This is a genomic window from Dactylosporangium sp. NPDC005555 (assembly GCF_040605635.1).
GTDB lineage: Bacteria > Actinomycetota > Actinomycetes > Mycobacteriales > Micromonosporaceae > Dactylosporangium.
On record NZ_JBEXDG010000059.1, the window covers coordinates 1 to 26,263 of the forward strand.

Consider the following 26,263-nt stretch of genomic DNA (forward strand, 5'->3'; position numbering starts at 1 on the left):
GTGGTGCCGCCGGTGGTGGTGGCGGTGACGCTGCCGGACGCGCCGGACTCGCCGACGGTGTTGTAGGCCTTCACGGTGTACGTGTGGGTGGAGCCGGCGGTCAGGCCGGACACCGTGGCGGTGGTGCCGGTGACGGTCGCGCGGACGGTGCTGCCCTCGTAGACGCGGTAGCCGGTGACGGTGCCCGTCGAGGCGTTCCATGCCAGGGAGAAGCTGGTGTTGGTGGTCGCGGTGACCCGGAAGTTGCCCGGGACACCCGGCGTGCCGGCCGGCGTCGTCGGCGGGGGTGTGGTCGGGCCGCCGCCTCCGGTGCACGTGCCGAGATCCGTCCACAGCGACGGCGTGGTGGACGGGGTCCAGCCGGTCCCGGGATAGGCGGTGTGTGTCTGCAGCGCCCGGTACGTGTGGCCCTGGTACGTGACCTGGGTGCCCACCGTGTACGTGTTGCCTTCCGCCCAGACCGGTGCGGTGCAGGCGGCCTGGACGGCGGCGCTGCCGGCCTGGGCCTGGATCGTGGGCACGAGGACCGTCGCCGTCACGACGGTCAGGGCCACGCCCAGTGCCAGTGCGAACTTTCGACGTGCAGATCTCATGTGACTCCTCGTCGTCGATGGATCGGTTCAGGTGGGTGACAGGCCGGCGTCGGCGAAGATGTGCCGGGCCAGGGCGGAGCCGAGGAACGCCACGAGCGCGTCGGCGCCGACCGTGTTGCGGCCGGTCGAGACCTTGAGGGCGGTGTACTGGTCGGCGATGAGCAGCGCCTGGGAGAAGTCGAGGGCGCGCAGGTCGGTGCCGGAGGCGACGACGTCGGTGCGGTAGACGAGGGCGGCGTCGGCGGCACCCGTGCGGACCCGGGCCAGCGTGGTGGCCGGGTCCGGCTCGACGGAAACGGGGCGCACGTCGACCGCGGCGGCGGTGAGCGCGGTGCGGCTCATCCGGCCGCACGGGGTGGTCTCGGCGCACAGCGCCACCCGGGTGCCGGGAAGGTCGGCGACGCCGGCGATCCCGGTGCCGGGCGGGACGGCGATGACGATCGGGTTGCGGGCGACGACAGCGGGCGCGCCGCGGACGTGTCCGGCCGTGACTCGGCCGGTGGCGACCGCGTCCGCGGACACGAACACGTCGACCGGTGCGCCGGCGAGGATGTGCCCGGCGTGCTCGGCGGCGCCGCCGTACTCCACCGCGACCCGGACACCCGGGAACGCCTCCTCGAACTTCGGCACGAGCTGGGTCAACGTGGCGCGCAGCTCGTCGGCGGCGTGCACGACGATCGTCCCGCCCGGCGCGCCGGACCCGACCGGTCCACCGGCGGGGTGCTGGTGGTCGTGGCCGGCGGAGGTCTGCGCCGCGACGGTCGCCGGTCCGGGACCGGGCGACGTGCCGGAGCACGCGGCCGGACCGAGACCGGCGACGGCCACCGCGAGGGCCACCGCGACAGCGGCCACGACGGTCGGTCGGCGCCCGGTCACGACGCTCAAACTGCGCAGGTTCATCGGCGCGGGCTCCGCTCGATCGAATGCTCGCCGGTCGTCCGGCCCGGGATGCCCGAGCCGGACGACCGCGTTCCTGATCAGGTCCGCCGGATCAGCAGGCGCCGTTGTCCTGCCAGGCGCCCCATTCCCCGGTGGTGCCGGGCTCCTCGCCCTGGGTCCAGTAGCGCGCGGTGTACTTGCGGCTCTTGTGCGAGACCGTCATGCCCCCGGTGTAGACGGCCGAGGCGCTCCACGCCGCGCCGCAACCACCGGTCGGCGGCGGGGTGGTGGGGTTGCCGCCGCCACCGCCGCCCACGTTGACGTCGACGCACGCGTAGAACGCCATCGGGGTGTCGTAGATGTTCCAGACGGCGAGGACCTTGTGCCGCCCGCTGGGCAGTCCGGTGACGTTGTGGTTGACGACCTGCGGCGGTTGCGCGTTGCCGTTGGTGAACGTCTGGTGCAGGTTGCCGTCGACGTAGTACTGCCAGTTGAGCGTGCGGTGCATGGCGGTGTTGCGCCACGAGAACGTCGTCGAGCTGCTGATGTTCGTGACGCGCCAGCCCTTGTTCTCCTGGTCGAGCACCGTGAAGCTGCTGCCGCCGCTGCAGTTGCGGGAGCCCTTGGGCGCCTCGACGCTCTGCGGCTCGTACTGGATGGAGCCGCAGTTCGCGACGACACCGGTGGCGCACTGGTCCTGGCGGCTCGGTGGACTCGTGATCCAGCCGTGAGCGCTGGCCGGTGAGGCCGTGACGATCACGGTGAGCAGTGGGGCGGTGAGGAGTGCTGCGGCCAGAACCGCCAGTCTTCTTCGGAGGGTCATGTCGCTCCTTCGGCAGGCGAGAGCCATCTGTTGACGACCGGTCCGCCCACCGGCGTCGACCTTTTCATCAGGGAACGTCAATCAGTAAGGTTTGTCAACAGTTAACGTGTTCTTGACAGTGTCCCGCGTGGGACATAGCGTGCCGTCAAATTAGCAGGGAACTTAACAGTTTCGCTGGAGGATGCCGTGTACCGCACGCCGCGCAGCCTGCTCGCCTCCGCCGTGGCCGTCGCGGCCGTCGCCGCCGGCGTTGCCGGCGTGCTGATGGCCTCCCCGGCCGGCGCCGCGGTGAGCCTCTCCGATGTGGTGCCCGCGCCGGTGTCGGCGCAGCCCGCGGCCGGCGTGACCTACACGCTGCCGTCGAACGCCGCGATCCAGACCGCGGCCGGTGCCACCGACGCCGGCAACTACCTCGCCGGCATCCTCCGCCCGTCGACCGGCTACGCGCTGCCGGTCTCCACCACGACCGGCACGCCGGCGAGCGGCATCGCACTGCTGCTGTCCGGCGCCGACCCGAGCGTGGGTGCCGAGGGCTACCAGCTCGACGTGACCGCCGCGGTCGTCACGCTCCGCGCGCAGACCGCGGCCGGGCTGTTCCACGGGGTGCAGACGCTGCGGCAGTTGCTGCCCGTGGCGGTCGAGGCCCGGACGGTCCAGAGTGGACCGTGGACGGTCACCGGCGGCCGGATCGTCGACTACCCGCGGTACGCGTACCGCGGCGCGATGCTCGACGTGTCGCGGCACTTCTTCGCCCCCGCCGTGGTGAAGCGGTACATCGACGACATCGCGCAGTACAAGATCAATACCTTGCACCTGCACCTCTCCGACGACCAGGGCTGGCGCATCGTCATCGACGCCTGGCCGCAGCTGACGACCATCGGCGGCAGCACCCAGGTGGGCGGCGGCGCGGGCGGCTACTACACCAAGGCGCAGTACTCCGACCTGGTCTCCTACGCGGCGTCGCGGCAGATCACCATCGTTCCCGAGATCGACATGCCCGGGCACACCAACGCCGCGCTCGCCTCCTACGCGCAGCTCAACTGCAACAACACGGCCCCGCCGCTGTACACGGGCACCAACGTCGGCTTCAGCTCGCTGTGCGTCAGCAAGGAGGTCACGTACACCTTCGTGCAGCAGGTGCTCAACGAGCTCGCCGCCATCACCCCCGGGCCGTACCTGCACATCGGCGGCGACGAGGCGTCGAGCACGCCGGCGGCGGACTACGCCACGTTCATGAACCGCGTGCAGCCCTTCGTCGGCGCGGCCGGCAAGACCGTCATCGGCTGGCACCAGATCGGGCAGGCCAACCACACCGCGAACCGGGTCGCGCAGTACTGGGGAACGTCCACATCGGACGCCGACCTGAGCGCGGCGGTCAGCAAGGGCGACAAGATCCTGCTGTCGCCGGCGAACAAGGCGTACATCGACATGAAGTACACCAGCTCGACCCCGATCGGCAACACGTGGGCCGGCCTGATCGAGGTGCAGACCGCGTACAACTGGGACCCGGGCGCCTACCTGTCCGGCGTGCCGGCCAGTGCGATCATCGGCGTCGAGGCGCCGCTGTGGACCGAGACGATCACCACGCAGGCCGACATCGAGTTCATGGCGTTCCCACGGCTGCCGGCGCTCGCCGAGCTGGCGTGGTCGCCGCAGTCGGCGCGCAACTGGGACACGTTCAAGGTGCGGCTCGGCGCGCAGGGTCCACGGTGGACGGTGCAGGGGATCAACTTCTACGCCTCGCCGCAGGTCCCGTGGGGCACGTCGCAGCCGACGCGCAGCGCGTACACCCAGATCCAGGCCGAGAGCTACAGCGCGCAGTCCGGTACGCAGACCGAGACCACCACCGACACCGGCGGCGGCCAGAGCGTCGGCTACATCACGCCCGGCGACTCGCTCGCCTACGACCTCGACTTCGGCGCGGCGTCGCCGGCCTCGGTCACCACCCGGGTGGCCTCCGGCGCGTCCAGCGGCACCATCCAGTACCGCCTGGACTCCACGACCGGCCCGGTCATCGCCAGCGTCCCGGTCACCTCCACCGGCGGCTGGCAGGCGTGGACCAGCACCACCACCAACCTGACCGGCGCGGCCACCGGCGTGCACCGGGTGTACCTCACCTTCACCGGCACCGCGGGCACCGACTTCGTCAACCTCAACTGGCTGCAGTTCAACGCCGGCGGCGGACTGCCCAACGCGTACAGCGTGCGGCAGGCGGAGAGCTTCAGCAGCCAGTCCGGCACCCAGACCGAGACCACCACCGACACCGGCGGCGGCCAGAACGTCGGCTACGTCACGCCCGGCGACTGGCTCGGCTACGCAGGCGTGGACTTCGGCACCCCGACCGCGGCATCGGTGACCACGCGGCTGGCCTCCGGCGCGGGTGGCGGCACCATCCAGTACCGGCTGGACTCCACCACCGGCCCGGTCATCGCCAGCGTCCCGGTCACCTCCACCGGCGGCTGGCAGGCCTGGACCAGCACCACCACCAACCTGTCCGGCGCGGCCACCGGCGTCCACACGGTGTACCTCACGTTCACCGGCACCGCGGGCGCCGACTTCGTCAACCTCAACTGGTTCCAGTTCAACCGGTAGCGCGCTGGATGGGGCCGGTCGACGCAACCGCCGCCGCCAGGAGTACTGGATAGCATCCAGGAGTGCAGAGTGAGCCGAAGATGGTGCTGGTGGTGCGGACCGACCTCGGCATGGGGAAGGGCAAGATCGCTGCGCAGGTCGCGCACGCCGCGGTCGCCGCGGTGCTTGCCGGGCCGCACGGCCCGGTGTTCGAGTCGTGGCTGGGCGCGGGCCAGCCGAAGGTGGTGCTGAAGATCGCCGACGAGGACGGTCTCGCGGCGCTGTGCGCGCAGGCGGCCGAGGCGGGCCTGCCGGTGCGGGTCATCCGCGACGCGGGCCGCACGCAGGTCGCCTCGGGCACGGCGACCTGCTGCGCGATCGGCCCGGCGCTCCCGGCGGACGTCGACCCGGTCACGTCCGCCCTCGGTCTGCTGTGACTCAGCCCTTCACGCCGCTGCTGGCGACGCCCCGCACGAAGTACCGCTGGAAGACGATGAACACGATCGCCACCGGGATGATGGTCAGGATCGAGCCGGCCATCATCACCGGATAGTCGAAGGACTGCCCGCCGGCGCCGCCGCGGCCCAGCGTCGACAGGCCGAAGGGCAGCGTCCAGTGCGACGGGCTGGCGCGCACCACGATGAGCGGCATCAGGAACTCGTTCCACACGCCCTGGAACGACAGGATCGTCAGGGTCAGCAGCGCCGGCCGGGCCAGGGGCAGCACCACGTGCCAGTAGGCCTGGAAGATGGACGCGCCGTCGAGGCGGGCGGCCTCCTCCAGCTCCCTGGGCAGCTCGACGAAGAACTGGCGCATGAGGAAGATCCCCATCGCGTCGACCGCCAGGGGCAGGATGAGTCCGCTGTACGAGTTGAGCAGGCTCATCTCCTTGAGCACCAGGAAGCGCGGCACGGTCAGGACGATCGGTGGCACCGCCAGGACGGCGATGATCCCGGCGAACACGACGCCGCGGCCGCGGAAGTTCAGCCGCGCCAGGGCGTAGCCGGCGAGGGAGTCGATGAAGACCCGGCCGAGGGTCGCGACGACGGTGACGAGCATCGAGTTGAACGTCCACAGTGGAAAGTCGCTGTGCAGCAGGACGTCGGACCACGCACGCAGGTCGAAGGAGCGCGGCCACGGTGACGCCGAGTTCGTGGCGACCTCGGGGCGCGACTTGAACGACGTGCCGAGCGACAGCACGAACGGGTAGATGAAGATGACGGCGAAGAGGATCAGCAGCCCGTACCGGAGCAGCCGTTTCATGTCAGCGCTCCTTGCGCAGCACCAGGCGCTGCACGGCGGTGAAGACGAGGATGATGACGAGCACGATGAACGCGATCGCGGCGGCGCGGCCCATCGCGCTGTTCTGGAAGCCTTCGCGGTAGATCAGGTACGCGGGGGTGAGCGTGGTCTTCTGCGGCCCGCCCGACGTCATCGCGTAGACCTGGTCGAAGACCTGCCAGGTGCCGATCACGCCGAGGGTCAGCACCAGGAACAGCGTCGGTTTGAGCAGCGGCAGCGTGATGCGGAAGAACCGCTGCCGGGGTGACGCGCCGTCGATGCTGGCCGCCTCTTCGAGCTCCTCCGGGACGTTCTGCAGCCCGGCGAGGAACATCAGCATGAACGTGCCGGTGGTCGTCCAGGTGGCGAGGATCATCACCGAGCTGAGCGCGACGCTCGGCCCGGACAGCCAGTCCCACCACGACAGGTCCATGAACTCGCCGCGCAGCGCGCCCGGTGGGCTGTCGACGCCGGCCGCGCGCAGCAGCAGGTGCAGCAGCCCGTCGGAGTCGTCGAGCCAGACCAGGTCGACCTTGCCCGGCAGGAGCGCGGACAGCACGGTGTTGACGACGCCGGACGGGCTGAACAGGAAGATGAAGATGAACGCGACCGCGATCGAGCTCGTCACCGACGGGAAGTAGAACGCGGTCCGGAAGAAGGTACGTCCCTTGAGCAGCCGGGCGTTGACGACGATCGCGAGCAGGAACGCGAGGATCGTCTGTGCGGGGACGACGCCGAGGACGTAGTAGAGGTTGTTGCGCAGGCTCTTGGCGAAGTCGCCGCGGACGATCCCCGGGTCGGTCAGCAGGTCGGCGTAGTTGGCGGCGCCGGCGGGCTCGGACGTGCCGAGCGGGGTGAGGCCGCTCCAGTCGCGGAAGCTGACCCAGAGGGCGAGGATGATCGGCGCGACCATGAACGCGCTGAGGCCGATGAGGGCGGGCGACATGAAGAGCCAGCCGGCCAGCCCCTGCCGTCCATGAATGCGTGACCGGATGCGTGACATGCGGGCTCCAGGGATGCGGGGGCCGCCGCGACGAGGGGAAGCGGCGGCCCCCGGTCAAAGGGTCAGCCGAGGACGTCGGTCCCGGCCTTCTGGGTGCTGGTGACGACGTCGCCGACCTGCTTGTTGCCCTTGGCGAGGCCCTGGATCCCGTCGTTGAACGTCTCGATCGCGGTGCTGAAGCCCGGCACGAACACCGACTTCTTCGCGTAGTCACCGCCGGCGACGAACGCCTTGAGCTCCGGCTTGTCGGCGAGCCACTTGTCCGCGAGGGACTTGCGCGACGGCATGACCGGGAACTCCTTGGTGACGGCGAACTGCTCGTCGGGGGAGGTGAGGAACTTGACGAAGTCGAGCGCGGCGGCCTTGTTCTTCGCCGCCTTGGCGACGCCGTAGCAGACGGAGAACGACATCGTGCCCTTGCCCTTGGGGCCGGCGGGCAGCTCGGCGACGGCGTACTTCGTGTTCGGGAAGTCGTTCTTCATCGCGCCGACGATCCAGTTGCCCTCGATGGTCATCGAGGTGCTCGCCTTGCCGAACGCCTCGCCGCCCCAGCCCGCGCCGACCGACGCGGGGGTGCCGAACCAGCCCGCCTTGTGGTTGTCGGTGACGTACTGCAGCGCGGCGCGCATCTCGGGGGTGTCCATCGTCATCTTGGTGACGTCGTCGTTCGTCGGCCAGGCGCCGGCCTGGGCCAGGAACGCGCCCCACCGGTAGAACTCCGGGGCGATCACCAGGCCGGGGTGGCCGGGCTTGGTGAGCGCCTTCGCCGCCGCTGTCAGCTCGTCCCATGTCTTCGGTGGCTGCAGCCCGGCGGCGGTGAAGTCGGCGGTGTTGTACACCAGTTGCAGCGTCGAGAAGTCCTTCGGCGCGCAGTAGTAGGTGCCCTTGTAGGTGAAGGACTGCTTGAGCGTGTCGTAGAAGTCGCCCGGGTTGTCGACCTTGTCGCCGATCGGCTCGAGGACGCCGTTCTTGCCGAAGTCGGGCAGCTTGTTGTCGTTGACGTAGAACACGTCCGGCGGTTCACCGCCGGCGAGCGCGGTGGTCAGCGCCGTGTCGTATTCGGGCAGGACCTTCAGGTCGACGGTGTTGCGGCCCTGCTTGTTGTAGTCGTCGACGGCCTTGCGCAGCACGGCGTCCTCGGCGGGGGAGGAGGAGAACGCGTACATCGTGAGCTTGGCGCCGGTGGCGTTGCCCTCGGTGCCGGAGCTGCTGCCGTCGTCGCCGCACGCGGCGGTCAGCAGCACGGCGGCGACGAGGGCGGTCAGGATGCGGGGTGTTCGTAACATGTCGGTTGCTCCCAGGGGGGTCGGAGAACTCAGTGCAGGGCGCTGGAGGCCCGGACGATCAGCTCGGGTGCCAGCAGTTGCCCGGCCGGCTCGTCCTGCGCCACGCTCACGGCCGGGCCCAGCAGGGCGCGGATCATCGCGTGTCCGACGGCCTCGATCGGCTGCCGGACGCTGGACAGGTCGAGCGCGCCGGCGGTCGGGGTGTCGTCGAAGCCGACGACGGCGAGCCGGGCGTGCCGCTGCCGCACCGTGCGAAGCACGCCCGCGGCGAGCGTGTCGGTGGCGGCGACGACGGCGGTCGGTGGGGTGGGATGCTCGAGCAGCGCCTCCGCCAGGCGCGCGCCGTTGGCGAGGGAGTCCTCGCCGCGCAGGTCGAGGTGGCGGGAGCCGTCGAGCAGGCCGTGCTTGTCCAACGTGGTGCGCCACCCTTCGGCGCGCCGGTCGCCGACCGCGACGCCCTCCGGGTAGCCGAGGAACGCGATGCGCCGGTGCCCGCGGGTGACCAGGTGCTCGACGGCGGCGGCCGTGCCGGCGGCGTTGTCGATGTCGACCCACGCATGTGCGTCCGCGCCGGTGCGGCCGAACGCGGCGAACGGGATCCGCAGCTGCCGCAGGGCGGGGGGCCGGGGATCGTCGGACTGGATGCCGTAGATCATGACGCCGTCGATCGCGCCGGCGCGGTGCAGGGCGTCGACGTTGGTGACCTCGTCGTCGGGGTCGTCGGCGGTGAACAGGAGCAGGTGGTGGTCGGCGGCGCGACCGGCCTCGGCGAGGGCGTGCAGGAGGCGGTCGTGCATGCTGCCCAGCGCGTGCGGGTGCATCGGCTCGATCCGGTAGCCGATCATGCGTGAGGTGGCGGCCCGCAGCGACTGCGCGACCCGGTTGGGCCTGTAGCCGAGCTGCTCGATCGCCGCCTCGACCCGCTGCCGGGTCTCCGGACGCACCCGCTGCGGCGCGTTGAGCACGTTGGACACGGTCTGCCGGGAAACACCGGCGGCCCGTGCGACGTCCTCGACGGTTGGCGGGTTCACGCGTCCTCCTCACTTTGTGGTGTTGAACGTTCAAATCAGGTCTTGCGGGCGTCCGTTTGAACGTTCAACATGGATGATCGGACAATCTCACCCGCTACCGACGTTGTCAAGGGACCGAAATGGCGCAGCCGTACCTCCACGAGCACGTGACGTGTGTCGCCGCACCGGCGACCTGGCTCTCCGGCCCGTCCGGGCAGTTGCGCGGCGGCGCCGACGGCCTCTACGTCGACGACCGCAGGGTCCTGTCCAGGCTGGTCGTCACCGTCGACGGCGCCGAACCGGTCCCGGTCCAGGTGCGCCGCACCGGCGCGTCGTCGGCCCGCTTCACGGCGGTGCTGCCGGCGCTCGGCGACGACGGCCCGGACCCGACCGTCTCGCTCACCCGCGACCGGCGCACCGATCCCCGCGGCGGCACCGAGACCATCACCCTGACCAACCTGTCCCACGTCACGCTGGACGTGTCGGTCGCGGTCGAGGCGGCCACCGACTGGGCCACCATGGGCGCGGTGAAGGACGGGAACGTCCCTCCGTCCACAGTGGACTTCCCGGACGGTGTCGAGGTCGTCCCGTCGCCGTTGCCCGACGCGGGCCCCCTGGGCTGGCGGGTCACCGTCGCGCCGCGCGCGAGCTGGACCGCCACGCTGCGCTTCACCCGCACCGACGCCGCGCCGGCCGCCCGTGCGGCCGCACCGAGTCCGCTGCGGGTGACCGCCGACGACCGGCGGCTCGACGCGCTCGTGCGGGCCGGTGTCGAGGACCTCGACGCGTTGCGGCACGCCGACGGCTACTACACCGCGGGCAGCCCCTGGTATCTCACGCTCTTCGGCCGCGACTCCCTGTGGGCGGCCCGCCTCGCCCTGCCGCTCGGCACCGACGCCGCCGCCGGCACGCTGCGCGCGCTCGCCGCGCGGCAGGGCGTCAGGCACGACCCGGACACCGACGAGGAGCCCGGCAAGATCCTGCACGAGGTCCGTCCCGCCGATGCCGCCCACTGGCTGCCGCCGGTCTACTACGGCACCGTCGACGCCACCGCGCTGTTCATCAGTACCGCCGCCGACGCCTACCGCTGGGGGCTGCCCGCCGACGAGGTGCGCTCGTTGGTGCCGAACGTGGAGCGGGCCCTGGACTGGCTCGCCGGGCACGACGGCTTCATCGCCTACCGGTCCAGCGCGAAGGGCCTCGCCAACCACGGCTGGAAGGACTCCGGCGACGGCATCCAGTTCGCCGACGGGCGCATCGCCAAGGGGCCGCTCGCGCTGTGTGAGGTCCAGGCGTACGCCTACCGTGCCGCCCTGGACGGCGCCTGGCTCCTCGATGCGTTCGACCGCCCGTCGGCGGACCACTGGCGCGGCTGGGCCGCCGACCTCGCCGAGCGGTTCCGCGCCGCGTTCTGGTGCCCCGCCGGCCATCCCGCGGTCGCCCTCGACGGCGCCGGCGCCCAGGTCGACAGCGTCACCTCCAACATCGGCCACCTGCTCGGCACCGGCCTGCTCGCACCGCAGGAGAGCGCGCGGGTCGCCGGCCAGCTCGCCGGGCTGCGGTCCCCGTTCGGCATCCGGACCGTCGCGCCGTCGTCGGGCGGGTACAACTTCCTGTCCTACCACCTCGGCTCGGTCTGGCCGCACGACACCGCGATCGCCCTGCTCGGCCTGGTCCGCGACGGCCACCGCGAGGAGGCGGCAGCGGTCATCCGGGCGCTGCTGAACGCCTCGGAACGCTTCGACGCCCGCCTCCCGGAACTCTTCGGCGGCGACGACTCCCCGACCCCGTACCCGGCCTCCTGCCGCCCCCAGGCCTGGGCCGCGGCGACCGGCCCCGCCGTGCTCACCGCCCTGCTGGGCCTGGACGTCGACGCCACCGCCGGCCGGCTCACGCTGAACCCCATCGCCCCGTCCCCGGTCGGCGCGTACCGCGTCCAGGGCCTGCGCGTCGCCGGTGGCGAACTCGACGTGAGCGTGACCGCCGCAGGCGAGGCCACCATCCACAGCGCGCCTAAATTTCAGTCTTGACTTATATAAGTCACGGATGACATTGTCTGCCTGTGCATGCGTTTGACGTGCTGGGGGATCCGGTGCGGCGGCGGATCCTGGAGCTGCTCGCCGAGGGCGAGCTGACCGCGGGAGCCGTCAGTGAGGTCGTCCGGGAGGAGTTCGGGATCTCGCAGCCCGCGGTGTCGCAGCACCTGAAGGTGCTGCGGGAGTCGGGCTTCGCGACCGTGCGTGCCGACGGCACCCGGCGGCTGTATGCCGTCGACGCCGGACCGCTGCGGGAGGTCGACGCCTGGCTGGAGCGCTTCCGCGGGTTCTGGGACCAGCGCCTGGACGCGCTCGGCACCGAGCTTGCACGCGGGAGACGACGGCGGACTTCGAGGGAAGGGCCTGACCAGTGATCGACATCGTCAAGCAGATCAACGCCACGCATCGCGAGATCGGCAGTCACCCGGTCGCCGCGGGGGAGGGACGGTCGCTGCTGCTGCGCCGCGCGTACGACGCGGCGATCGAAGACGTGTGGGACGCCTGCACGGACCGCGAGCGCCTCGGCCGGTGGCTCGGGCAGGTCGACGGTGACCTGCGGCTGGGCGGCACGTTCCAGCTCAAGGACAACGCCGGTGGGGAGGTCCTGCGCTGCGAGGAGCCGCGGCTGCTCAAGGTGACCTGGTCCTTCGGCGGCGACATGGTGACCGAGGTCGAGCTGCGGCTCACGCCCGACGGCGACGGCACCGTGCTGGAGCTGGAGCACTCCTCGCCCGCCGAGGTCGTTGACGAGCTCGTCCGCGCGTACGGGCCGGGCGGCACCATCGGCATCGGCGGCGGCTGGGACCTCGCGCTGCTCGGCCTGGACCTGTTCCTGCACGGCACCGGCTTCGACCCGGCCACCTGGGAGGCCGCGCCCGAGGTGAAGGACTTCGCCACCCGGGCCTGCCATGCCTGGGGCGCGGCGATCCAGCAGGCCTGGGGACTCGGCGACGACGACATCGCCGCGGGCGTCGCGTTCGGCGTGCAGCACTACGCGCCCGCCGGATGACGGTGCCCGAAGGGCCTTAGTAATACGACTAATCAGTCTCTGGTAATGCGCTGCCCGCCCACCGCAAGTTTTCCTCAAGGTCCCTTCCGGGGGCTCGGGCGGGCGGCGCCGGCTGCTTATGGTCTGCGGGGCCCGTAGGTGGACGAGAGGCAGATGTCGTGGGATCCAGGACCTCGATGGTCGTGGCATTGATCGGTGTGACAGCCCTCATGGCCGGTTGCGGCACGAGCCCCGCCCTCGACCCGGGCAAGCCGCTCGTCGTGCACCTCTACGGGTCCGACGCCAACATGACCAACTCGCTCAAGGACAAGCTCGCCGGGTCCCCCGGGCTGCTGGCCGGGATGGTCGGCACCACGCCGCTGCTCGCGCTGCCCGAGTCGTTCCAGCAGCGGCTGCGCGGGGTGGACCCGTCGCTGGTGGACTACGGCTACGCCGCCGAGGCGTACGACGCGGTCATGCTCGCCGCCCTCGCCGCCGAGTCGGCACGCACCACCCAGCCGCTGACGGTGGCGAAGTACATCGTGGGCGCCTCGACCTCCGGTACGATCTGCGACACCCCCGCCGCCTGCCTGAACCTGGCCAAGGCCGGCAAGGACTTCGCGTATCGCGGCGTGTCGATGCGCCGCAGCGGTCTCAGCGACACCGGTGAGCCCTCCTCGGCGTCCTACGGCACGCTGCACTTCGACCGCGACAACATGATCAACAGCAACATGACGGAGTACATCGGCGCCGGCGACGAGTCGCTCGCCTCCACCGCGCCCGCCCCGCCGTTCACCGCCTACCCCAACTTCACCGGCGGCGCGAAGAAGCCGCCCGCGCTGAAGATCGGCGGGCTCATGCCGCACACCGGGCGGCTCGCGTACCGCAGCCCGCCCCGCTTCGCCGCCGCCAAGCTCGCCGTCGCGGACGTCAACGCCGCCGGCGGCGTGCTGGGGCAGCCCGTCGAGTGGGTCGACGGCGACGACGGCACCGACGCCACCATCGCCGCCGCGACCGTGGACCGGTTCATCGGCCTGGGCGTGCAGGTCATCATCGGCGCGTCCTCCTCCAGCGTGACGAAGTCGGTCATCCCGAAGATCGCCGCCGCCGGCCGGATCCTCATCTCCCCGTCGTCCACATCGGACGAACTCAGCGCCGTCGCGGACAACGGCCTGTTCTTCCGCACCGCACCGCCCGACCACCTGCAGGCCCGCGCCCTCACCGACGTGATCATGCGCGACGGCCCGCACAAGGTGATGATCCTCGCCCGCGAGGACGCCTACGGGCTGGGCCTGCAGAAGAACGTGAAGGCGAACCTGATCGCGGCCGGGATGCCGGAGAGCGGCGTCGACCTCGTGACCTACCAGACCACGGTCGAGGACTTCAGCGGCCTCGCCACCCGTGTCCGGACCGGTGTCCCCGATGCCGTGCTCATCCTCGGGTACGACGAGACCGCCCTCATCGTGACGGCCCTCTTCGCGCAGAAGGTCGGCACATTCGGGGCTTTCAACAGCTGAACCGTCATCCACGGGTGCGGCCGTTCGTCGGGTGACTCCCCGGGCGTGATCCTCAGATGATGGTGTGCGTCCAGTACATGATCCACAGCGCGAACAGGACGCCCTGGGCGCACGCGAGCGCGGGCGCGACGGCCGTCTCGGCCTCCCGGCGCGCGGTCCATCTGGCCAGCAGGACGGCGAGCGGAAACGCGATGAGGAGGTAGCGCAGCAGACTCCGGTACACCACCTCGCCGATCGTCATCGAGGCGAGGACGAGCAGCACGGTGTAGACGGCGTACGCCGGATGCAGCCGCCACGGGCCGGCCACGCCGACGAGGGTGAGCGCCACCACGGCGAGGGCGATCCACAGCCGCGTCCGGTCGATCAGCGGCGCCTCGACGTCGTTCAGGGTCTGCCAGACGGTGTGCAGCGGGTTCTGCGGCTCGATCTGCCAGCCGCGGCGCTGCTCGTTCTGATAGTCGAACCAGTCGCCGACCTTCCAGTAGCTGTAGGCCATGAACGTCAGCCAGCCGGCGGGCACCAGCAGCAGCGCCAGCGACCTCGGCTTCCGGTCCCGCAACGCCAGCATCGCCAGTGGGATGACGATCAGGAAGCCGACGGACCGGCTCATCGCGGCGAAGTAGCCGATGCCGCTCGCCAGCAGCCACTGCCCGCGCTCCGCGTGGTAGAACGCCGCCACGGTCAGGCACAGGAACAGCGACTCGGTCAGCGGTGCCTGGAAGAGGAACGCGGCCGGCATCAGCGCCAGGAAGCGGCAGGCCCGCCGGGCGGTCCCGTGGTCCTCGGGGTCCTTGCCGATGACCAGGGTCCATCTGTACACATAGGACAGCAGGACGACGTAGGCCGCCGAGCTGACCAGCGTCATCGCCAGTGGGGTGTCGCCGCCGGTGACGGTCGCGACCGCCTTGCCCAGCACCGGGTACAGCAGCGGGAAGCCGGTGTGCGCCCAGCTGAGCCACGGCAGCTCGGCGAGGTTGTGGTACTGGAACGCGTCCCAGGCGAACCACATCGAATACCAGACGTGCTCCGACACCGCCGCCTGGTCCTGCAGCATCTGCCGCTCGGCCTCCGGCGGCCCGGCCCCGGCACCTTCCAGCGCCCGCCGCACCAGGACGCCGAGCAGGCTGAGCACGACTCTCGCCACCGCGAACACCAGCAGCGCATACCGCCAGTGCGGCGGGACGCGCGAAACCGCATCCACCAGCCGCTGCCTCATCGCTTCGTGACGCTACCCAACCGGACCGCCGTGCAACTGCCCCGGCGGCGATCGTGACGCTGAGATGAGTCTCACCGCCGTGGCGGGCAACCTCCGGCGGCCCCCCGGCGCTCGTCCCGGCGGCGGCACCGGCGATGATCGGGGGATGTTCGTCATCGACGCGACCTCGTCCGTGCCGCCGTTCGAGCAGCTGCGGGTCCAGTTCGCGGAGCGGATCCGGGACCGGACGATGCCGGTGGGCCTGAAGCTGCCGACGATCCGCGGCCTGGCCACGGAGCTCGGCCTCGCCGCGAACACGGTCGCCAGGACCTACCGGGAGCTGGAGGAGGCGGGGCTGATCGAGACGCGTGGCCGGGCCGGGTCGTTCGTGTCGGCGGCCGGCGAGCAGACCCGCGAACGGGCCCGCCGTGCCGCCGAGGACTACGCGGCCGTGGTCGCGAGCCTCGGCATCGGGGCGGGGGAGGCCCTGAGCATCGTCGAGGCGGCCGTCAACCGGAGGGGCTGACGCCCCTGCCGGCCGTCAACCGGAAGGCTAACGGCTCGCCGGGGCGACGCCGGTGGACTCGCGGACGACGAGGCGGCCGGGCTGGCGGACGACGCCCGAGTGCTGGTCGCCGTCGAGGGCGGCGAACAGATGGCGGACGGCGGTCGCGCCGAGCTGCTCGAGGTTGAGGTCCACTGTGGTCAGTGGCGGGCGGCACTCGGTGGCGAAGACCTCCCAGTTGTCGTAGCCGACCACGGCCACGTCGTCGGGGCAGGTGCGGCCCAGGTCGCGCAGCGCCTCGGTGACGCCGGAGGCGATCTGGTCGTTGCCGCAGAAGATGGCGTCGATGTCGGGGTGGGAGGCGAGCAGGCGGGTCGTCGCGTGCCGGCCCCAGCGCTGGGACCACTGTCCGAACAGTGGCTCGCCGACCAGTCCGAGGCCCGCCGACGACAGCCCCGCGGCGAAGGCGAGGGCGCGGTCGCGGGCGGCGCGGTATCCGTGGTCGCCGGTGATGTGGGCGATGCGCCGCCGGCCCAGCGACACGAGGTGCTCCGCAGCCAGGTGCGCGCCGCCGGCGTCGTCGGCCACCACGGACAGGTCGGCGGGATCGTCGGACTCGCAGTAGGCGTACACCACCGGCACCGGGATGCTGCGGGTCAGCGACGGGCGCAGGTCGTTGGCGTCGCCGAGGATGATGAAGCCGTCGACCTGGCGGGCGAGCAGGGTGCGGATGTAGTGCTGGCGGCGGATCGAGTCGCCGCGGGCGTCGCAGAGCAGGACGCTCATCTGCTCGTTGCCCAGCGCGTTCTCCGCGCCGAGGAGGACCGGGATCGCGAAGCGGGCGGCCGACAGCTCGTCGGTGAGCAGGCCGATGGTGCGGGTGTTGCCCGAGATCAGGCCGCGGGCGAGGACGTTGGGCTGGAAGGACAGCTCCTCCGCGGCCTGCTGCACCCGGCGCCGCGTCGCGGGCGCCACCTCGTCGCGGGCGTTGAGCGCCTTGGAGGCGGTCGCGACCGAGACGCCGGCGAGCTTGGCGACATCCGTGAGGGTGACCTGCGCGCGTTTCCTGCTCACCAGCGGCCTTTCTGAAAGATACCGAAAACTTTTCGGCGAGCATACACATGCTCAGTTGCGTGTCACAACTGTCACAAGGTCACATGCAGGTCGGATCCTGAAGTGAGCGCACACAAATCGACCGTTGACACGGCGGTGCAGTGCTGCCATCCTTCCGAAAAGGTTTTCGAGAGGAAGGCGGTGCCACGTGACGGTGGCCAGTGGAGGGCCGGTGCTCCCTTCCCGTGGGGCGCTGCGGCCGGTCGACCCGCGGCGGGTCCGCATCACCGGCGGGTTCTGGGCGCAGCGGCAGGCGGTGAACGGCACCGCGACGATCCAGCACTGCCGCACCTGGCTGGACCGCCTCGGCTGGACGGAGAACTTCGCCACCACCGGCACCGGGACGGTGCGCCGCCGGGGCCGGGAGTTCTCCGACTCCGAGGTGTACAAGCACGTCGAGGCGATGTGCTGGGAGTCCGCGCGTCCCGGCGGCACGAACTACGACGCACAGCTGGCCGAGCTCACCGAGCGCATCGCGAAGACGCAGGCGCCCGACGGCTACCTGCACACCGCGTTCGGGCGGCCCGGTCAGCCGGAGCGTTACAGCGATCTGAACTTCGGCCACGAGCTGTACTGCGCCGGCCACCTCATCCAGGCGGGCGTCGCCGCGGCCCGGACCGGCCGGGCCCCGGGGCTGCTGGACGTGGCCCGCCGCGCCGCCGACCACGTCTGCACCGCCTTCGCGGAGACGGACGCGGGGGTATGCGGCCACCCGGAGATCGAAACGGCGCTGGTCGAGCTGTTCCGGGTCACCGGCGAGCAGCGCTACCTCGACCAGGCCGCCCGCTTCGTGCAGCGGCGCGGGCACCGCAGCCTGCCCGAGCACGAGTTCGGGTGGCGGTACTTCCAGGACGCCGTGCCCGTGCGGGACGGCGAGGTCTTCCACGGGCACGCGGTCCGTGCGCTGTACCTCGCCGCCGGCGCCACCGACGTGGCCGTCGAGACCGGGGACGACGCACTGCTCGCCACCATCGTCCGGCAGTTCGACCGGACCCTCGCCCGCCGCACGTACATCACCGGCGGCATGGGATCGAGGCACCTCGACGAGTCGTTCGGCGACGACTTCGTGCTGCCGCCGGACCGCGCCTACTCCGAGACGTGCGCCGGCGTCGCCACCGTCATGCTCGCCCACCGGCTGCTGCTGGCCACCGGCGACCTGCGGTACGGCGACATCGTCGACCGGGTGCTGCACAACGTGATCGCCACCGCGGTCGCCGACGACGGGCAGGCCTTCTTCTACGCCAACACCCTGCACCAGCGGACCCTCACCGAGGCGGTGCCGGCGGACCGCGAGCAGCTGCGCTTCGGCGGTGGTCCCAGGGCGCCGTGGTTCGAGGTGTCCTGCTGCCTCAACAACGTCGCCCGGCTCGTGGCGTCCCTCGGCACCTACCTGGTCGCCGAGGACGACAGGGGGGTCCAGCTGCACCAGTACATGCCGATGACCGTCGAGGCGGCCGGGCAGACGCTGACGGTCGACACCGACTACCCCGCCGGCGGCGCCGTCGTGGTCACCGCCGAGCGGCCGTGCACCGTGACGGTGCGGGTGCCCGCCTGGGCGCACGACACCGAAAGGACCCGGACCTCGGACGCGCCGGCGCGGCTGGAGCTGCCGGTGAAGCCCCGCTGGACGTTCCCCGACCCGCGCGTCGACGCGGTCCGCGGCTGCGCCGCCGTCGAGGTCGGCCCGGTCGTCATGTGCGTCGAGTCCGTCGACCAGGAGGACGGCGTCACCCTCGACGACCTGCAGGTCGACACGTCCGTCGCGCCCGAGGCCACCGCCGTGAAGGGGCGGGTGATCCGGCCCGTCGAGCACGACTGGCCGTTCCAGAGCCGCTCCGACACCCCACAAGGTTCCGATCCGATCGTGGTCCCGCTCGTGCCCTACCACCGCTGGGCCCGGCGCGGCCCGTCCACGATGCGGATCTGGCTGCCCGTCGCAACTGCGTGAACCCACCACCACCCACCACCCGAAGAAGGAGGTGACGCGATGCCACACCCCCGCTGGAAATTCAGGCTGGCACTCGCGTTGACGACCGTCCTGACCGGCTCCGTCGGTGCCGCGACCCTGGCCGCCCTACCGGCGTCCGCGGCACAGACCATCGGCTACCCCACGTTCGGCGGGCCGGCCGTGCCCGCGCCGCCGGTCGCGATGAGCACCGGCAACACGATGCAGGCCATCTTCGACGCGGAGAGCGGCGGCACCGACTACTGGATGGACCGGCTCCTCGCACGGCCCGGCAACGACCCCGCCGGCACCTGGCTGATGACCCGCGGCCGGGGCGTGTTCATGAAGACGCACACCCCGTCCACCCTCGGGTTCGGCGGTGACGTCGCGTACTGGGAGAGCATCAACGGCCAGGGCGCGTTCACCGTCACGGCCGGCACCGGCACCTGGAGCGAGCAGGTCGCGCAGCGGTGGCAGGCGCCGAGCCACTGGAAGAGCGTGCACACCAACGGATCCCTGCGGATCAACCAGACGAAGTTCATCACCCAGAACAACGTCGCGGTCGACAACCTCGCCATCACCAACACCGGCACCGCCTCGCAGACGATCGCGCTCCGGGTGACCTCGCCGTACGCCACCTCCGGCAGCGGCGACGAGCTCACCGGCCAGGTGGGCGTGAAGAACGCGCTCACCACCCTCTACCCGCGGCTGTCCGCCGACGGGTTCACCGCCACCAGCGGCGGGCTCAACCGGTCGGTGACCATCGCGGCCGGCGCCACCGTCACGACGAAGGTGCTGCTCGGCTTCGTCGCCAACGAGATCCCGGACTCGCTGACGGAGTACAACGCCTACAAGGGCTACAGTGCGACGACCGCGTTCTCCACCCACGTGCGGGAGTACAACCGCTGGTGGGCCGTGAACGTGCCCTACCTGGACGTCCCCGAGCCGGCCATCAAGAAGAACATCTACTACCGCTGGTGGCTGATGCGCTTCAACTACCTCGACGTCGACATCCCCGGGCAGGACTTCCAGTTCCCGGTGTCGGTCGAGGGCGCGCTGGGCTACAACAACGCGATCGCGCTGACCCAGCCGATGCACATCGACGACCTCAAGTATCTGCGCAACGCCGCCTTCTCCTACGGCCCGTGGCTGTCGGTGGGACAGACGTCCAAGGGCGGCCGGTTCATGGACAACCCCGGCGACCCGGAGAACTGGTCCAACAGCTACACGCAGTACATCGCCGAGGCCGCCTGGCGCAGCTACCAGATCCACGGCGGGCAGCCCGCGATCGCCGGCAACCTCGCGAAGTACGCCGAGGGCGACGTGAAGGGCCAGCTGTCCTTCTACGACCACAACAACAACGGCCTCATCGAATACGACTGGGGCGCGCTCACCGGCAACGACGCCGACGCGGTGTCCTTCCACTGGCGCTCCGGCAACATGGACCGGGCCGAGTCCGCGTACGTCTACAGTGGAGCGCTCGCCGCGGTCCAGGCGTACACGGCGATCGGCAACACCACGAAGGCCGCGGAGATGCAGGCGATCGCCGACCGCATCCGCAACGCGATCGTCTCGACGCTGTGGGACTCCACCAACAAGCTCATCGAGCACCGGCACGTCGCCACCAACACCCTCGTGCCGTGGAAGGAGATCAACAACTACTACCCGTACTCGGTGGGCGCGATGCCGAACACGGACGAGTACAAGCAGGCGCTGCGGCTGTTCGCCGACCCCGCCGAATACCCGGTCTTCCCGTTCTTCACGGCCAACCAGAAGGACAAGGCGGCCGCCGCCGCGGCGGGCCAGCCGGGCAGCAACAACTTCTCCACCATCAACTCCACGGTGCAGTTCCGCCTGTACTCCTCGGTGCTGCGCAACTACCCGAACCAGTGGATGTCCACCGATGACTACAAGAAGCTGCTGTACTGGAACGCCTGGGCGCAGTACATCGGCGGCAACACGCAGTGGCCGGACGCCAACGAGTTCTGGGCCGACTGGAACGCCTCGACCAAGAACATCGACTACCGGTCCTGGATCCACCACAACATCCTCGGCAGCAGCAACTGGACCGTCATCGAGGACGTGATGGGCCTGCGGCCGCGCAACGACAACCAGGTCGAGCTGAGCCCGCTGAACATCGGCTGGCCCAACTTCGCGGCCAACAACCTGCGCTACCGCAACGCCGACCTCAGTGTCGTGTGGGACGACCCGGCCGACGGCGTCGTCAAGTACAGCGGCATCCCGCAGGGCTACTCCATCTTCGTCAACGGCACCCGCGTGGCGACCGTGGACAAGCTGGTCCGCCTGGTCTGGAACCCGAGCACCGGCGCGGTCACCTTCCCGGCCGGCGGCGGCGCGACCGTCAACTTCAGCGCGGCGTACTCGGGCCTGCAGTCGCCGGCCCAGGTGAGCCAGAGCAGCACCCAGCTGGTCGACATGTTCAACAAGGCCGGCGTCGACCTGACCTCGACCCTGCCCAACTACGCCCAGGGCGTGGCGACCTCCGCGTCGTACACGGCGAGCGGCACGGCCGGCGCGAACGCGGTCGACGGCTTCCCCATCAACGAACCGCTGTGGGGCACCTACGGCTCGCCGAACGCCACGGACTGGCTGGAGCTCAACCTCGGGCAGGCACGCTCCGTCGACGAGGTGCGGCTGTGGTTCCGCAACGACCGGGCCACCAACCGGTACCGGCAGCCCAGCTCGTACCAGATCCAGTACTACAACGGCAGCGCCTGGGTGAACGTGGCGGGAGCGGTGAAGACGCCGGGCACGCCACGGGCGAACTACAACGTCGTCAACTTCACCGGAGTCAGCACCACGAGGCTGCGGGTGCAGGTCACCCACGCGTCGGGCTTCAAGACCGGCCTGACCGAGGTGAAGGTCTACAACCGGGGCGGCACGGTGCCACCACCGACCGGCGGCAACCTCGCCACCAGCGCCACGCCGACCGCGTCGTACACCTCGGCCTGGGAGAGCGTCGCCGCGCTCAACGACGGCATCGACCCACCGAGCTCCAACGACACCGTCAACCCGCGCTGGGGCACCTGGCCCAACACCGGCGAACAGTGGGGCCTGCTGACCTGGTCGGGTGCGCAGACGCTGAACTCGGCTGACGTCTACTTCTTCGACGACAACGGCGGGGTGCGGGTGCCTGCCTCGTGGAAGCTGCAGTACTGGAACGGCACGGCCTACGTGGACGTCGCCGGGGCCTCCGGATATCCGGTCGGGCTCAACCAGTACAACCACGTGACGTTCACCCCGGTGAGCACCACGAGGCTACGGGTGCTGCTGCAGAGCGGCGCCGGATCGGTCGGGCTTCTCGAAGTCAAAGCATTCGGTCCGTAGCACATGCACACCGCTCGAAGGCCCCCGGCGATGCGGGACGTCGCCCACCTCGCCGGGGTGTCCCACCAGACCGTGTCCCGGGTGGTCAACGACCACCCGAGCGTCCGGTCCGAGACCCGTGCCAGGGTCCTCGCCGCGATGCGGGCGCTGGACTACCAGCCCAATGTCGCGGCCAGGACCCTGGCCACCAACCGGTCCCAGACCGTCGGCCTGGTCACCTTCGACACCACGCTGTTCGGGCCGTCGTTCATGGTCCACGCCATCGAACGCGCGGCCCGGGAAGCGGGCTACTTCGTCAGCATCGCCAGCGCCCGGGAGCTCAACGTGCCCTCCGTCTCCGAAGCGATCCGCCGGCTGCGGGAACAGGCGGTCGAGGGGATCATCACCCTCGCTCCCGTCGCCGCGGCGTGGACGGCCCTGGGCCGCTCCCTGCTCGACGTCCCGGCGCACGTGCCGATCGTCGGCATGGGCATCGACGTGCACGCCATGCCGGAGGTGCCGATGGTCGCCGTCGACAACGCCGCGGGTGCCGGCCTCGCCACCCGGCACCTGATCGCGCTCGGCCACCGCACCGTCCATCACGTGGCCGGCCCACCCGAATGGCCGGAGGCCCGCGAGCGGCTCGCCGGCTGGCAGGCCGCCCTCACCGACGCCGGGCTCCCGGTGCCCACCCCGCTACCAGGCGACTGGAGCGCCCGGTCCGGCTACGCGGCCGGCCGGGCGCTCGCCGCCGACCCGTCGGTGACCGCGGTGTTCTGCGGCAACGACCAGATGGCGATCGGCGTGCTGCGCGCCATGCACGAGACCGGCCGCGCCGTCCCGGGCGAGGTCAGCATCGTCGGGTTCGACGACATGCCGGAGGCGCCCTACCTGCAGCCTCCGCTCACCACCGTCCGGCAGGACTTCGCCGAGCTCGGCAGGCGCAGCATGCACCTGCTCGTCACCCAGATCGCGGCGGGCGTGCGGCAGACCGGTCAGCACCGGTCCGCCCCCGACCTCGTCGTGCGCGACAGCACTTCCGCTCTTGCTATTTGATAGCGCTCACAAACAATGTGTCCAGGAAGGGAACGACCTTGAAGCGTTTATTGAGCGGCACCGTCGCCGCCACCCTGCTGCTGGCGCTCGCCGCCTGCGGCGATGACAAGGCGGCCTCCGGTGAGCCGGCGACCGCGGACAGCGGGGCCAAACTCACCCTGTGGACCCGCGCCGCCACCGAGTCCGTGTCGAAGGCATATGCCGCCGCATACAACGCCACCCACAAGAACCAGGTCGAGGTCACCGCGTACCCGAACGAGGAGTACCCGGCGAAGCTCGCCTCGGCCGCCGGTGCCAAGGCGCTGCCGGACCTGTTCGCCTCCGACGTGGTGTTCGCGCCGCAGTACGCCTCGCAGGGGCTGTGGCTGGACATCACCGACAAGTTCAACGCCCTGCCGATGAAGGACAAGGTCGCCCCCGCGCACGTGCGCAACGGCACCTGGAAGGGCAAGAACTACGCGGTCCCGCACACCATCGACATGTCCGTCATGCTGTACAACAAGGACCTGTTCACGAAGGCCGGCCTCGACCCGGAGAAGCCGCCGACGTCGCTGACCGAGTTCGCCGCGGCCGCCCGTGCCGTCGACAAGCTCGGCGGGGACATCAACGGCACCTACTTCGGCGGCAACTGCGGCGGCTGCAACGTCTTCACCCTGTGGCCGTCGGTGTGGGCCGCGGGCGGCGACGTGATGAACGCCGAGGGCACCGCCTCGACCATCGACTCCAAGGAGATGGCGGACGTCTTCGCCCTCTACCGCAAGCTCTACGACGAGGGCGTCGCCGCGCCCGCGTCCAAGGACGAGGCCGGCCCGACCTGGCTCGGCGCGCTGCAGAGCGGCAAGATCGGCATCGCGCCGGCGCCGTCCGCGTGGCTCGGCATCATCGAGGAGAAGGCGACCTTCAAGGTCGGCATCGCGCCGATCAGCGGCATCAACGGGGGCGAGTCGACGTTCGTCGGCGGCGACTCGATCGGCATCGGTGCCACCAGCAAGAACGCCGCCCAGGCCTGGGACTTCCTGGCCTGGACCCTCGGCGACGAGGCGCAGGTCGAGGTCGTGGCGAAGGGCAAGGGCGTGCCGACCCGCACCGACCTGGCCTCGAACAAGTACTCCTCGGCCGATCCGCGGATCGTCGCCATCAACAACCTGATGGGCAAGGGCAAGACGCCGTACGCGAAGAACTTCAACGCCACGTACAACGACCCGCAGAGCCCGTGGAACACCGCGTACCGCGGCGCGCTGTTCGGCGACGCGCAGAAGTCCCTCGGTGACGGTGCCACCGCCCTTACCGCGTCCCTGAAGAAGTAGCTTTTTCACCGGGCCCGCCTTCGCGAGAGGGCGGGCACCCCGTCCCGGAGAAGATGATGACGTTGCTGGCGCCAGCGCGACCGACGGTCCTGCCGTCGACGCCGCCGCGAAGGAAACGCAACAAGCAGTGGATCGGCGCCCTGTATGCCGCGCCGACCGCGTTCGTGGTGGGCATGTTCTTCGTCGTGCCGCTCGGGCTGGTCGTGTGGATGTCCCTGCACCACTGGCCGCTGCTCGGCGCGCCCACGATCAACGCCCCGGAGAACTACGCCGGCCTCGCCGACGACGAGCTGCTGCGCAGCGCCGTCTGGTTCACCCTGAAGTACACGGTCGTCGTCACCGTCCTGCTGTTCGTGCTGTCGTTCGGCCTGGCCCTCATGGTGCAGCACCGCCGGCGCGGGGTGGGGCTGCTGCGCACCGCGTTCTTCCTGCCCGCCGCGGTCGGCTTCGCCAGCGCGTCGCTGCTGTTCCTCGGCCTGCTCAGCGACGAGATCGGCCCGGTGAACAGGATCCTGGAAAGCGTCGGGCTGCTCGACGGCTACGTGTCCTGGACCAGCGGCAGCGCCAACACCGCGCTCGGCTCCGCGGTCGTGCTGGTGCTGTGGCGCTTCGCCGGGTTCAACATGCTCATCCTGCTCACCGGCCTGCAGGCGATCCCGCTCGACGTCTACGAGGCGGCCCGGCTGGACGGCGCGACCCGCTTCCAGATCTTCCGGCGGATCACCGTCCCGCTGATGCGGCCGACCATCGCGCTGGTGCTGACGCTCATGATCACCGGCTCGTTGCTGGCCTTCGACCAGTTCTGGATCCTCACCCGCGGCGGCCCCGACAACAGCACCACGTCGCTGGTCATGGTCATCTACCGGGAGGCGTTCATCGAGCTGGACCTCGGCTCGGCCGCGGCGATCTCGGTGGCCCTGCTCGGCGTGCTCATCGTGTTCAACGCCATCCAGCTCGGCGTGCTGCGCCGCCGATCGTAGTAGGAGCCGTCCTGATGTCGCGCAAGATCAGCGCCGCCGCGCTCGCCGTCCTGTTCCTCTTCCCGCTGTTGTGGAGCGCCTGGGCGTCGGTGCGCACCCCGACCGGCTTCGGGCTGGAGAACTACCGCCGGCTCTTCACGTCCGACAACGGCATCCGCGTCGAACACGTCGTCAACAGCCTCACCGTGTGTGCGCTCACCGTCGGCGGAACGCTGCTGGTGGCGACCCTCGGCGGCTACGCCTTCGGCCGGTTCACGTTCCCCGGCAAGAACGCGTTGTTCCTGCTCACCCTCGCGATCCTGATGGTGCCGTACGCGACGATCCTCATCGCCCTGTACGTGCTGCTGGAGTGGATCGGCCTGCAGGACTCCCTGATCGGGCTGAGCCTGGTGCTCATCATGTTCCAGCTGCCGTTCTCGATCTTCATGATGCGCAACGCGTTCGAGGCGATCCCGAAAGAGCTGGAGGAGTCCGCGCTCATCGACGGGTGTACCAGCTTCGGCGCGCTCACCCGCATCATGCTCCACGCGGTGCGGCCCGGCCTGATCACCGTCGGGCTGTTCGCGTTCCTCACCTCGTGGAGCGAGTTCTTCGCCCCGCTCATCCTGCTCAACTCCACGAGCAAGTTCACCGTCATGCTCGCCGTGGTCAACATGCGCACCGCCTCGTTCGGCGCCATCGACTACGCCGCCCTGGAGGCCGGCGTCACGTTCATGGCGGTGCCCTGCCTGCTGCTCTTCCTCGTCCTGCAACGCAGCTACGTCCAGGGCTTCATGTCCGGCGCGCTGCGCGGATAACGCACGGCTTCACATGAGCGGACCGTCCACCAGGGACGGTCCGCCGACACC

At 70.6% G+C, this 26,263-nt stretch carries 22 protein-coding genes; 13 read left to right on the plus strand and 9 right to left on the minus strand.

Going from position 1 to position 26,263, the window contains the following annotated elements:
* The 3 genes from ABZS58_RS41040 to ABZS58_RS41050 all read right to left on the minus strand — a co-directional run.
* Nucleotides 1–593, minus strand: a 593-nt coding sequence (locus tag ABZS58_RS41040) for a carbohydrate-binding protein (RefSeq protein ID WP_354789191.1), incomplete at its 3' end; no start/stop codon positions are given.
* 27 nt (nt 594–620) lie between these two features.
* Nucleotides 621–1,493 (minus strand): molybdate ABC transporter substrate-binding protein, encoded by an 873-nt coding sequence (gene modA, locus ABZS58_RS41045; protein ID WP_354789193.1) that lies wholly within the window; start codon nt 1,491–1,493, stop codon nt 621–623.
* A 91-nt stretch (nt 1,494–1,584) separates the two neighbouring features.
* On the minus strand, nt 1,585–2,295 hold the full coding sequence (locus tag ABZS58_RS41050; RefSeq protein WP_354789194.1) for a lytic polysaccharide monooxygenase: 711 nt from the start codon (nt 2,293–2,295) through the stop codon (nt 1,585–1,587).
* 186 nt (nt 2,296–2,481) lie between these two features.
* Between ABZS58_RS41050 and ABZS58_RS41055 the strand changes: the two genes are divergently transcribed.
* Complete coding sequence (locus ABZS58_RS41055; RefSeq protein WP_354789195.1) at nt 2,482–4,887, plus strand: family 20 glycosylhydrolase; 2,406 nt, start codon at nt 2,482–2,484, stop codon at nt 4,885–4,887.
* Between the two features lie 62 nt (nt 4,888–4,949).
* The gene (gene pth2 / locus ABZS58_RS41060) at nt 4,950–5,303 is read left to right on the plus strand and encodes a peptidyl-tRNA hydrolase Pth2 (protein WP_354789196.1); all 354 of its coding nucleotides are present in this window, start codon (nt 4,950–4,952) and stop codon (nt 5,301–5,303) included.
* Between the two features lies 1 nt (nt 5,304).
* Here the strand turns inward: pth2 and ABZS58_RS41065 are convergent, their stop codons facing one another.
* The 4 genes from ABZS58_RS41065 to ABZS58_RS41080 all read right to left on the minus strand — a co-directional run bounded on the left by ABZS58_RS41065 (nt 5,305) and on the right by ABZS58_RS41080 (nt 9,467).
* Entirely contained in the window at nt 5,305–6,129 is an 825-nt protein-coding gene (locus tag ABZS58_RS41065; RefSeq protein ID WP_354789198.1) for a carbohydrate ABC transporter permease, read from the minus strand.
* Nucleotide 6,130: 1 nt separating this feature from the next.
* A complete protein-coding gene (locus ABZS58_RS41070; RefSeq protein ID WP_354789200.1) occupies nt 6,131–7,150 on the minus strand; it encodes a sugar ABC transporter permease in 1,020 nt (339 codons plus the stop codon).
* A gap of 62 nt (nt 7,151–7,212) precedes the next feature.
* Entirely contained in the window at nt 7,213–8,436 is a 1,224-nt protein-coding gene (locus tag ABZS58_RS41075) for an extracellular solute-binding protein (RefSeq protein ID WP_354789202.1), read from the minus strand.
* A gap of 29 nt (nt 8,437–8,465) precedes the next feature.
* Entirely contained in the window at nt 8,466–9,467 is a 1,002-nt protein-coding gene (locus tag ABZS58_RS41080) for a LacI family DNA-binding transcriptional regulator (RefSeq protein ID WP_354789204.1), read from the minus strand.
* 119 nt (nt 9,468–9,586) lie between these two features.
* Between ABZS58_RS41080 and ABZS58_RS41085 the strand changes: the two genes are divergently transcribed.
* The 4 genes from ABZS58_RS41085 to ABZS58_RS41100 all read left to right on the plus strand — a co-directional run bounded on the left by ABZS58_RS41085 (nt 9,587) and on the right by ABZS58_RS41100 (nt 13,987).
* A complete protein-coding gene (locus ABZS58_RS41085; protein ID WP_354789205.1) occupies nt 9,587–11,476 on the plus strand; it encodes a glycogen debranching N-terminal domain-containing protein in 1,890 nt (629 codons plus the stop codon).
* A 32-nt stretch (nt 11,477–11,508) separates the two neighbouring features.
* Nucleotides 11,509–11,856 carry a metalloregulator ArsR/SmtB family transcription factor gene (locus tag ABZS58_RS41090; RefSeq protein WP_354789206.1) on the plus strand — a complete coding sequence of 116 codons (348 nt, stop codon included), beginning with the start codon at nt 11,509–11,511 and terminating at the stop codon, nt 11,854–11,856.
* Nucleotides 11,853–12,491 (plus strand): SRPBCC family protein, encoded by a 639-nt coding sequence (locus ABZS58_RS41095; RefSeq protein WP_354789208.1) that lies wholly within the window; start codon nt 11,853–11,855, stop codon nt 12,489–12,491. The genes ABZS58_RS41090 and ABZS58_RS41095 overlap by 4 nt, the downstream gene beginning before the upstream one ends.
* A 158-nt stretch (nt 12,492–12,649) precedes the next feature.
* Nucleotides 12,650–13,987 (plus strand): ABC transporter substrate-binding protein, encoded by a 1,338-nt coding sequence (locus ABZS58_RS41100; protein ID WP_354789209.1) that lies wholly within the window; start codon nt 12,650–12,652, stop codon nt 13,985–13,987.
* 52 nt (nt 13,988–14,039) lie between these two features.
* Here the strand turns inward: ABZS58_RS41100 and ABZS58_RS41105 are convergent, their stop codons facing one another.
* On the minus strand, nt 14,040–15,188 hold the full coding sequence (locus tag ABZS58_RS41105) for a hypothetical protein (protein ID WP_354789210.1): 1,149 nt from the start codon (nt 15,186–15,188) through the stop codon (nt 14,040–14,042).
* A 79-nt stretch (nt 15,189–15,267) separates the two neighbouring features.
* Between ABZS58_RS41105 and ABZS58_RS41110 the strand changes: the two genes are divergently transcribed.
* A complete protein-coding gene (locus tag ABZS58_RS41110; protein WP_354789212.1) occupies nt 15,268–15,708 on the plus strand; it encodes a GntR family transcriptional regulator in 441 nt (146 codons plus the stop codon).
* 27 nt (nt 15,709–15,735) lie between these two features.
* Here the strand turns inward: ABZS58_RS41110 and ABZS58_RS41115 are convergent, their stop codons facing one another.
* The gene (locus ABZS58_RS41115) at nt 15,736–16,761 is read right to left on the minus strand and encodes a LacI family DNA-binding transcriptional regulator (protein WP_354789214.1); all 1,026 of its coding nucleotides are present in this window, start codon (nt 16,759–16,761) and stop codon (nt 15,736–15,738) included.
* A gap of 211 nt (nt 16,762–16,972) precedes the next feature.
* Between ABZS58_RS41115 and ABZS58_RS41120 the strand changes: the two genes are divergently transcribed.
* Genes ABZS58_RS41120 through ABZS58_RS41145 form a run of 6 tightly spaced genes read left to right on the plus strand, consistent with a single transcriptional unit; the run spans nt 16,973 to nt 26,212 of the window.
* A complete protein-coding gene (locus tag ABZS58_RS41120) occupies nt 16,973–18,748 on the plus strand; it encodes a beta-L-arabinofuranosidase domain-containing protein (RefSeq protein ID WP_354789216.1) in 1,776 nt (591 codons plus the stop codon).
* 39 nt (nt 18,749–18,787) lie between these two features.
* The gene (locus ABZS58_RS41125) at nt 18,788–22,093 is read left to right on the plus strand and encodes a discoidin domain-containing protein (RefSeq protein WP_354789218.1); all 3,306 of its coding nucleotides are present in this window, start codon (nt 18,788–18,790) and stop codon (nt 22,091–22,093) included.
* Nucleotides 22,094–22,123: 30 nt separating this feature from the next.
* On the plus strand, nt 22,124–23,128 hold the full coding sequence (locus ABZS58_RS41130; RefSeq protein WP_354789220.1) for a LacI family DNA-binding transcriptional regulator: 1,005 nt from the start codon (nt 22,124–22,126) through the stop codon (nt 23,126–23,128).
* A gap of 38 nt (nt 23,129–23,166) precedes the next feature.
* Nucleotides 23,167–24,435, plus strand: coding sequence for a sugar ABC transporter substrate-binding protein (locus ABZS58_RS41135; RefSeq protein ID WP_354789222.1), 1,269 nt, complete (start codon nt 23,167–23,169; stop codon nt 24,433–24,435).
* A 56-nt stretch (nt 24,436–24,491) separates the two neighbouring features.
* Nucleotides 24,492–25,415 carry a sugar ABC transporter permease gene (locus tag ABZS58_RS41140; protein WP_354789223.1) on the plus strand — a complete coding sequence of 308 codons (924 nt, stop codon included), beginning with the start codon at nt 24,492–24,494 and terminating at the stop codon, nt 25,413–25,415.
* A 14-nt stretch (nt 25,416–25,429) separates the two neighbouring features.
* A complete protein-coding gene (locus ABZS58_RS41145; RefSeq protein ID WP_354789224.1) occupies nt 25,430–26,212 on the plus strand; it encodes a carbohydrate ABC transporter permease in 783 nt (260 codons plus the stop codon).
* The last annotated feature ends 51 nt before the right edge of the window (nt 26,213–26,263 follow it).